Consider the following 9,329-nt stretch of genomic DNA (forward strand, 5'->3'; position numbering starts at 1 on the left):
TGAGAAACGTAAGCGAAAAACAACTTTAGACAGATTGATGGAATATACTATTCCATTGACTAATTGTCAAAATTCGGCTTAAGTTAACGCGTATGATTTTGACCTTTGATTTTTCAAAAATAAAATTTATAATTAATCTTTATATATAACCAATACTAATTAATAATATTAGAATTATTAATTTTACTACTTAATGATATCATATTATACTTTAAATAGAAAGTTAAAAAATATAAAGTGTTAGTGCGAGTGAGTGTGTGCTTAGGATAAAGTTAAAATTATTAGAATTTTTGTTTTACTCACACTCATTCCTCACACTGGCACTTATACTATACAAGGGAGGCTCCACTATGTCGCAAATCAGAAGAGTCTATGTAGAGAAGAAAGAAGGTTATAATGTAGAGGCTAAGCAATTATTAGCCGACTTTAAGGAGAGTTTACAGTTAGATAATTTAGAGGATGTCAGAGTTATTAATAGGTACGATATTGCTAAGATATCTGAAGAAGCCTATCAGCAGGCTTGTACTACAATTTTATCAGAGCCAACAGTGGATAAGTTGGTTGAAGAAGAATTAGAGTTAGCTGAATCAGAAACTGCTTTTGGAGTAGAATATTTACCAGGACAATATGACCAGCGAGCAGATTCAGCAGAGCAGTGCATACAGATCTTAAATAATGATGAAAAGCCGATAGTAAGAGCTGCTAGAGTGATTGTTTTAAAGGGAGAGTTAACAGCAGAAGAGGTAGAAAAGATTAAAGAGTATTATATCAATCCTGTTGATTCTAGAGAAGCAGATTTGGCAAAGCCAGAGACTTTGGAGATGAAGTATGAAGTACCAACAGAGGTAGAAACAATTGATGGATTTATTGAAGCTGACAAAGCAGGTATAGAGAACTTATTAGCAGAATTAGGGCTAGCTATGAGTAAAGAGGATTTACTCCATACTCAGAACTACTTTAAAGATACAGAAAAGAGAAATCCTACAATTACAGAGATCAGATTATTAGATACTTACTGGTCAGATCATTGTCGCCATACAACCTTCTTAACCAAGATAGAGGATGTAGAGATAGAAGAGGGTAAGTATACTAAACCAATTGCTGAAGCTTATGCAGAGTATTTAGCAGGAAGAGAAGTAGTCTATGAAGGTAGAGAGAAGGATATCTGTTTAATGGATATAGCTTTGATGGGGATGAAAGAGTTAAGAAAAGACGGTAAATTAGAAGACTTAGAGATTTCTGATGAAGTCAATGCAGCTAGTATAGTTGTACCAGTAGATGTAGATGGAGAAGAAGAGGAATGGTTAGTAATGTTTAAGAATGAAACCCATAACCATCCTACAGAGATTGAGCCTTTTGGTGGAGCAGCAACCTGCTTAGGTGGAGCAATCCGTGACCCATTATCAGGTCGTTCTTATGTCTATCAAGCGATGAGAATCACAGGAGGTGGAGATCCAAGAACTCCAATTGAGGAGACAATTCCAGGGAAGTTACCCCAAAAGAAGATAGCACAAGAGGCTTCTCATGGCTATAGTTCTTATGGAAACCAGATCGGATTAGCGACAGGAATGGTACAGGAGATTTATGATGAAAGATATCTAGCTAAGCATATGGAGATAGGTGCAGTAGTGGCAGCAGCGCCTAAAGAGAATGTAGTTAGAGGAAGTGCTGAGCCAGGAGATATCATTATCTTGTTAGGTGGACAGACTGGTCGTGATGGTTGTGGTGGTGCTACAGGTTCATCAAAAGCCCATACAGAAGAATCAATTGAAGAGTGCGGAGCAGAAGTACAGAAGGGTAATCCTCCTACAGAGCGAAAGATTCAGAGATTATTTAGAAATCCTAAGGTAAGTAAGATGATCAAGGTCTGTAATGATTTTGGAGCTGGGGGAGTATCTGTAGCCATTGGTGAACTAGCAGATGCTTTAGAGATTAATCTAGATGCTGTACCAAAGAAGTATGCTGGATTAGATGGAACGGAATTAGCTATCTCTGAATCTCAAGAACGGATGGCTGTAGTAATAGATGAAGAGAATGTAGAGGAATTTATCGAGTTATCAGAGACAGAGAACTTAGAAGCAACAGTTGTAGCAGTGGTCAAAGGTCATAGAAGATTAATCATGAACTGGCAAGGTAAGGATATAGTCAATATCAGCAGAGACTTTTTAGATACTAATGGTGCAACTCAGCAAACTAAGGTAATAGTTAAGCAACCTCAAGAAGAGAGCTACTTCGAAACAGCAACAAAAACTAGATTAGCAACAGATAGTGATTTAAAAGCAAAATGGCTAGAGAATATCTCAGATATTAATGTCTGTAGCCAAAAGGGATTAATAGAGAAATTTGATAGCTCAATTGGAGCAGGAACTGTCTTAATGCCCTTTGGAGGAAAGTATCAATTAACACCTACTCAAAGCATGGTAGCTAAGATTCCTATGTTAAAAGGAGATACAAGTACAGGTACTATTATGAGCCACGGTTACAATTCAAAGCTATCGACTTGGAGTCCTTTCCATGGAGCCTTATATGCAGTAATTGAATCGGTAGCCAAGGTAGTAGCTACTGGTGGAAGCTATGAGAAGATTAGATTTACCTTCCAAGAGTACTTTGAAAGATTGAATGATGACTATTCTAAATGGGGTAAACCTTTCAGTGCTTTATTAGGAGCTTATTATGCACAGAAGAGATTTGGCTTGCCGGCAATTGGTGGTAAGGATAGTATGTCAGGAACCTTTAATGAGATTGATGTACCACCTACCTTAGTATCCTTTGCAGTAGATACAGTAGATGTAAATGATGTTATTTCACCAGAATTTAAAGAGGCTGGTAGTCAGATAGTTTATATCCCTGTAGAGAAAGATGAAGCTGATATGCCTAACTTCGATAAATTAACAACAGCTTACAATAAAGTAACTGAATTAATTAAATCAGGTAAAGTCTTGGCAGCTCAAGCAATTACTTTAGGTGGTATCGCTGAAGCAGTAACTAAGATGAGTTTTGGTAATAAGATAGGTATTACTTTTGAAGGTGAAATAGCAGAAGATAAATTATTTGCTCCAGAATATGGGACACTTGTTTTAGAAGTAAAAGCAGGAACAGAGTTAGCAGAGTTGTTTGGAGAAGTAGAGTATAAAGTATTAGGTAGAACAACTGCTGAAGAGGCTATCAAAGTAAATAATATTGAACTAGCTATTGGTGAAGCAATAACTGCTTGGGAAGCTCCTTTAGAAAAGGTATATCGAACTAAGACCGAAGAAGAGTCAAAAGAGTATGAGTTCAAAGCATATCAAGCAGAAGAGGTTTGTGCACCAAAGATTAAAGTAGCTAAGCCTAAAGTATTAATTCCAGTCTTCCCTGGAACAAACTGTGAATATGATACAGCAAAACAGTTTGAGCAAGCTGGAGCAGAGGTAGAGACTCTAGTATTTAAGAACTTAAAACCTGAACAGATAGAAGAGTCAATTGAGTCTATGGCAGAGTCAATCAATAGTTCTCAGATAGTAATGCTAGCAGGAGGGTTTAGTGCAGGAGATGAGCCAGAAGGTTCAGGTAAATTTATCGCAACTGTCTTTAGAAATCCTCAGATTAAGGAAGCGGTAATGGACCTATTAAATAAGCGAGATGGATTAATGTTAGGTATCTGTAATGGTTTCCAAGCTTTAATCAAATTAGGTTTAGTACCTTATGGAGAGATACGAGAGTTAACAGAAGAAGCACCAACATTAACCTATAATACAATCGGACGCCATGTGTCTTGTGTAGCAAATACAAAGATAGTTTCAAATAAATCACCATGGCTAGCCAATGTAGAGGTAGGCGATGTTCATTCAATTCCTGTTTCTCATGGAGAAGGTCGCTTTGTAGCTAGTGAAGAGATGGCAAAAGAGTTATTTGCTAATGGACAGGTGGCGACCCAATATGTAGATTTAGCTGGAACTCCAAGCTCTAATATAGCCTTTAATCCTAATGGTTCAGTCTATGCTATTGAAGGAATTACAAGCCCTGATGGTCGTGTCTTAGGTAAGATGGGACACTCAGAACGTATTGGAACTAATGTAGCTAAGAATATAATTGGTAAGAAAGACCAGATGTTGTTTAAGGCGGGAGTAGAGTATTTTAGGAAGTAGCTGTTAGCGATTGGCTTGGCTATTTAGAATAGATAGGAGTAATATATGAAAAAGAGAGATTTCTTAATAAGTTGATAGTGAATAATTTAATAAATAATTTATTGAAAAACGACTATGATAGATTTATCTATCATAGTCGTTTTTTGTTCTTTAAGGATAAAAAAGGAAGGAAAAATCTTTTTTTTGTATAAATATAATTCACAAGTAAAATATTTATTTTAATGTATTAAATAGTAAATTGATTGGAGGTGACAAAATAGAAATGGATAAAGAACAATTATTAAAAGAATCATGGTTTAGATGTTATGAATTGGATGAAAGGAAAAGAAAGAATAACAAATTGATAGAGACCTTTAATAAACAAGCAAGTATTTTAGCTAAAAAATATTTATTAAGTGAGAGTGTTTTTCTATTAATTGATTCTTACGGAATATTAATAGCGGGGTTTGACAATACAAGTAATAAAATATTAGCTAATCACATAGGAGCGTATTTTACAGAAGAAAGTTGTGGTACTAATGCTATCTCATTGGCTATAAAATTAAAGGATGAAGTTATTTTGAAAGCAGATGAACATTATTGTTATCTTTTTGAAAATTGAAGATGTATAGCGACTCCTGGACCTATGTCAATATCTTGGACACAAAAAATTGAAGAAATTAACTAGCTAATTTTATGGATTATTTGTGATGAAATTAAAGCAAGGGGAGAGTTGTCTTATGTATAGAAAGATAGGAGTAATAATCTTATCTTTAATCATGATAATATTAAACAGTGGTTTATTGATGGCAGAAACTATAGATAATAAGAATGTTATTACTGCCATTAAAGTAGTAGGTAATAAGGAGATTAAGGATGAAGAGATTTTAAAGAAGGTAACTACAAAGGTTGGCGATGAGATATCAAATCAACAATTACAAGAAGATATGAAGGCTGTCTTTGATTTGGGATATTTCTTTGATATACAGGTTTCTTTTAAGAATTATGAAGGTGGAGTTATGTTAATTTTTGAGGTAATTGAGAATCCCAAGTTATCTCAGATAAAGATTGATGGAAATACTAAGATTTCTAGTGAGAAGTTAAAAGAGGTCATTGGGATTAGAGCAGGTCAACTGCTAAATTTAAAGGAATTAGAAAAGGCTAAGAAAGAAATTGAAAAGTACTATCGAGAAGAAGGATATATTTTAGCTAAAGTTGTAGATTTAACAATTAAAAAAAAGGATCAATTATATATCACTATAAATGAAGGTAGACTTAATAATATAGTTATTAATACTGATGGTCAAACTAAAGATTATATTATTAGAAGAGAGCTCTCTATAAAAGAGGGACAAGTCTTTAATATTGATCAAGTTTGGAAGGATTTAAGAAATATTTATAATCTAGGTTTCTTTGAGGAGGTAAAACCTGACTATAAAGCAGTTGAAGGAGATCGGCAAGCTGTTGATTTAATAATCAACCTTAAGGAAGGAAAGACTAATACTTTTACCATCGGTGGTGGATATGGTTCAGCATCTGGAATGACAGGTGTGATTGAGTTAGACAAGAAGAACCTATTTGGTCGCGGACAGAATGTTAAGTTAAATTGGGAATTTGGTGGTAAGAAAAATACCTATGAAGTGGGATTCTATCAACCTTGGGTATTTGGAACAAAAAATAGCCTTAACTTTAATTTATATAATACAGTCAGAGAAGATAAAAATGATAATGATGTTAAAGAAAAGGGTGGTAGTATCATACTAGGAAGAAGTATTGCTTTAAATACCAAAGCATACTTGAAATATAATTATGAAGATAGTAAATACAAAGAAGAGATTGAAGGAACAAATCCAAAGGAATATAAGGATGTAGATGAAAATATTCGGAGTTTAACCTTCAAGACAATCCGTGATACTAGAGATAATTTTTTAAACCCTAAAGATGGATCCCGCCAAGAGATTTCTTTTGAAAGAGCAGGAGGTATACTAGGAGGAGATGCAGACTTTAGCAAATACTATGCCGATCTTCGTAGATACATTCCCTCTGGAAAGAATAATAATTGGGCCTTCCGCCTAAAAGTAGGAGGAAGTAATGGAGCTTTACCTGATACCAGAGAATTTTATTTAAGAGAGACCTTATTAGATGGGGTTCGAGGTTATTCTTATGATCATTATAAAGATCAGGAAGGTTTTGAAGGTGATTCCTTATTCTTAACTAATTTAGAATATAGGATTGGTATTGTAAATAGTGTAACTGGAGTACTTTTTGCTGATGCTGGAAGAACCTTTGAAGAGAATAAATTTAGCCTAAATAATCTAAATTATTCGGTTGGAGTTGGAATTAGATTTAATACTCCAATTGGTCAATTAGGATTAGATTATGGTTATGCTCCAGAAGGGGATGATGGTGATAATAGTAGCTTTAGCTTTAGACTAGGTACTATATTCTAGCTATAAATGAGCAGGAAGAACTTTAATTGAATCTATATAGATTCAATTAAGAGGATTCGAAATTAAATTTTAAATAATAATATAAAATATTAGCAGGTGGTGTTTATCTAAAATTAATTATTAATGAGGCTCCAGAAATTTTAGAAAATAATTATATTTTTTTCTCCTACAGCAGATAAATTAACTACTTTAAGTGATAAAATCAAAATTTATTGTATTCTTTTTTTAAACATAGTAGTATTGATAAAGGTAATATTTTGGTGTTATTTGCTATGGTTATAGGGATTATCAGAATTAAAAATAATATAGACTCAATTTAATTTATCTATGATATAGCCTTTAATCCTAATGGTTCAGTCTATGCTATTGAAGAAATTACAAGCCCTGATGGTCGTGTCTTAGGTAAGATGGGGCATTCAGAATGGATTGGAAGCAATGTGGCTAAGAATATTATCGGGAAGAAAGACCAGATGTTGTTCAAAGCAGGAGTAGAGTATTTTATTAACTAGTTACTAGTTGAATAGATTTTTATTTAAAAGGGGCTGTCTCAGAATAGTTTTTAAAAACTATTCTGAGACAGCCCCTTTCTTATGGGGAATGTCAATCATCGTAATATAGGTTGGTGAATCTAGAATAAAATTTAACTATGACGCTATAGATAATGCGATACTTTGTGTCGAGTGTGAGCTATGAGTGTGTGTAAAACTTCTTTTTATTGGGGTTTGCTCACACTCACACCCCCACTCATGCTAATTTCAAAAGTGTCGCAATATACCGATTAAGTTTCATTTTGAATTCACATACCTATAAGTGAATATTTTCCAATAAATACATATAACAAAAGAGGATTTCTAGCTATATATTGATTATAAGGTAATCGGTTTATCTGGGAGGTGTAAAAGATAAATAAACTAAGGATTAATCTTTCATTGAGTGGAGGGGGAATTAAAGGAATAGCCCATTTAGGTGGAATTAAGGCATTAGAGGAAGAAGATATCGAGATTGTAGGGATTGCTGGTAGTTCAGCAGGGGCGATTATAGCAGCACTTTATGGTGCAGGGTATAGTTGTAAAGAACTTAAGAGGATTATGTATCACCATGATTTTAATGAATTTAAAGATGATTTCTCTTTAATTAGATTAGCTAGAAGTTATGGTATCTACCAAGGTAATAGTGTTTTGAAGTGGATTAGGTCTAAATTAGCTTGTAGAGGAATTAGAACTTTTAAAGATTTTACTACAGATGTTCATATTATAGCTTCTGATGTCAATTATAAGAGGTCGAAGGTTTTTTCTAAAAGGTATACACCTAATGTATCAGTTGCAGAAGCGGTCAGAATGTCAATGAGTATTCCAGTTTTGTATGTACCCTATAGTTATCAAGGTAATCTTTATGTTGATGGTGGTGTTATGAATAATTTACCTTTAAAGGTCTTTAATCATTCTCGATTACCTTGTTTAGGCTTTATGTTAGTAGAAGAGGTAGGAAATAGAGCAAAAAAGATAAACAACTTTATTGATTATTTATCTTCAATAATGGAGATGATTATTATAGTAAATGAGCAAAGACAGATAGAATTATCTAAATCCCATATTATAGCTATCCCTACAGGTAAGATTAGAGCTACAGATTTCTCTATAGATGAAGAGGAGAAAGACTGGTTATATAACTCTGGTTATACTAATGTTAAGAAGAAGTTAGAGTATTTTAAAGACCGGCGTTTAAGAAAAGGTCTAGCTTTTTTTAAGGGGGTAGAAGATATAGATAATATCAAAGGTACTATTATAGAGTTAAAAGAGTTTGCTGATGAAATGGTAGACTTTCTAAAAGAGAGAATAGATATTAAGTCCTTTGATACTATACTCTCTTTTGATAGTGATGATTATCTATTTTCTTATTTTGTAGCTCAGAAATTAAATAAAAGGTTTACGATTATTAATCATGATAAAAATAATGTAGAGTATAGTTATAATCAAATAAAAGCTAATGATAAAGTGATAATAGTTAATTTTAAGAATAATCCCAAAGAACTCTTGGATATACTAAATAACGATAAAATAAGTTCAATTAAACTAAAAGGTATCTTCTCTTTTATTAAGCATCGCCAAGATAAGATTAGATTATTAGAGTATCATCTCTTGTCTGATGCTTGCTACACCCTATAGGTGATAATAATAATCATTGTTAATTTATCTTAATCTCTTGACAAATCACCGTAAAGATAATATACTATTATCAGTAATAATTACTAATACTAATTAAAGGTTGAGTACATATAAGGGGGAATTTAATTATGGATTTTGTTGTTGAAAATAAGTTGGGAGTAACTAAAGGAACAGAGTTAGAAAAGGTTGTAGATGGACAATTTAAAGGAGAGACACAAGAGACAGGATTATATTTAGCTATGGCTCGTCAAGCACAAAGAGAAGGTTATCCTGAAGTAGCAGAAGTATTAAAAAGAATTGCTATAGAAGAAGCTGAGCATGCAGCTAGATTTGCTGAATTAAATGGTAAGATTTCTGCTTCTACTAAGGAGAACATTGAGAAGATGCTACAAGGTGAACAAGGTGCTAATAAAATGAAAAATAAGGCTGCTGTAACTGCAAAAGAAGAAAATCTAGATGCAGCTAATGATGTCTTCAATGAGTCTGCCAAAGATGAGGCTAGACATGCTGCTATGTTAAAGGGTATATTAGATAGATATTTTGCTTAATAATTTCAAAAATTAAATAGTAATTAAAACAAATAACAAAGCTGTCTCTTATACACATCT

At 33.3% G+C, this 9,329-nt stretch carries 5 protein-coding genes and 1 pseudogene; all 6 read left to right on the forward strand.

Annotated elements, in window-relative coordinates; all coding sequences use genetic code 11:
- The first annotated feature begins 350 nt into the window (after window positions 1–350).
- The 6 genes and pseudogenes from ACTCDL_RS11595 (at window position 351) to ACTCDL_RS11620 (ending at window position 9,269) form a co-directional block, all read left to right on the forward strand.
- Entirely contained in the window at window positions 351–4,127 is a 3,777-nt protein-coding gene (locus tag ACTCDL_RS11595; RefSeq protein ID WP_463176682.1) for a phosphoribosylformylglycinamidine synthase, read from the forward strand.
- 262 nt (window positions 4,128–4,389) lie between these two features.
- A complete protein-coding gene (locus ACTCDL_RS11600) occupies window positions 4,390–4,728 on the forward strand; it encodes a hypothetical protein (RefSeq protein ID WP_463176683.1) in 339 nt (112 codons plus the stop codon).
- A gap of 118 nt (window positions 4,729–4,846) precedes the next feature.
- Entirely contained in the window at window positions 4,847–6,556 is a 1,710-nt protein-coding gene (locus ACTCDL_RS11605; protein ID WP_463176685.1) for a BamA/OMP85 family outer membrane protein, read from the forward strand.
- A 326-nt stretch (window positions 6,557–6,882) separates the two neighbouring features.
- A pseudogene (locus ACTCDL_RS11610) lies at window positions 6,883–7,065 on the forward strand (phosphoribosylformylglycinamidine synthase subunit PurQ); the annotation flags it as partial.
- Window positions 7,066–7,485: 420 nt separating this feature from the next.
- Complete coding sequence (locus ACTCDL_RS11615) at window positions 7,486–8,721, forward strand: patatin-like phospholipase family protein (RefSeq protein ID WP_463176686.1); 1,236 nt, start codon at window positions 7,486–7,488, stop codon at window positions 8,719–8,721.
- A gap of 128 nt (window positions 8,722–8,849) precedes the next feature.
- Window positions 8,850–9,269 (forward strand): ferritin-like domain-containing protein, encoded by a 420-nt coding sequence (locus tag ACTCDL_RS11620; RefSeq protein WP_463176687.1) that lies wholly within the window; start codon window positions 8,850–8,852, stop codon window positions 9,267–9,269.
- Window positions 9,270–9,329 lie beyond the last annotated feature (60 nt).

This window comes from Orenia sp., assembly GCF_055140805.1.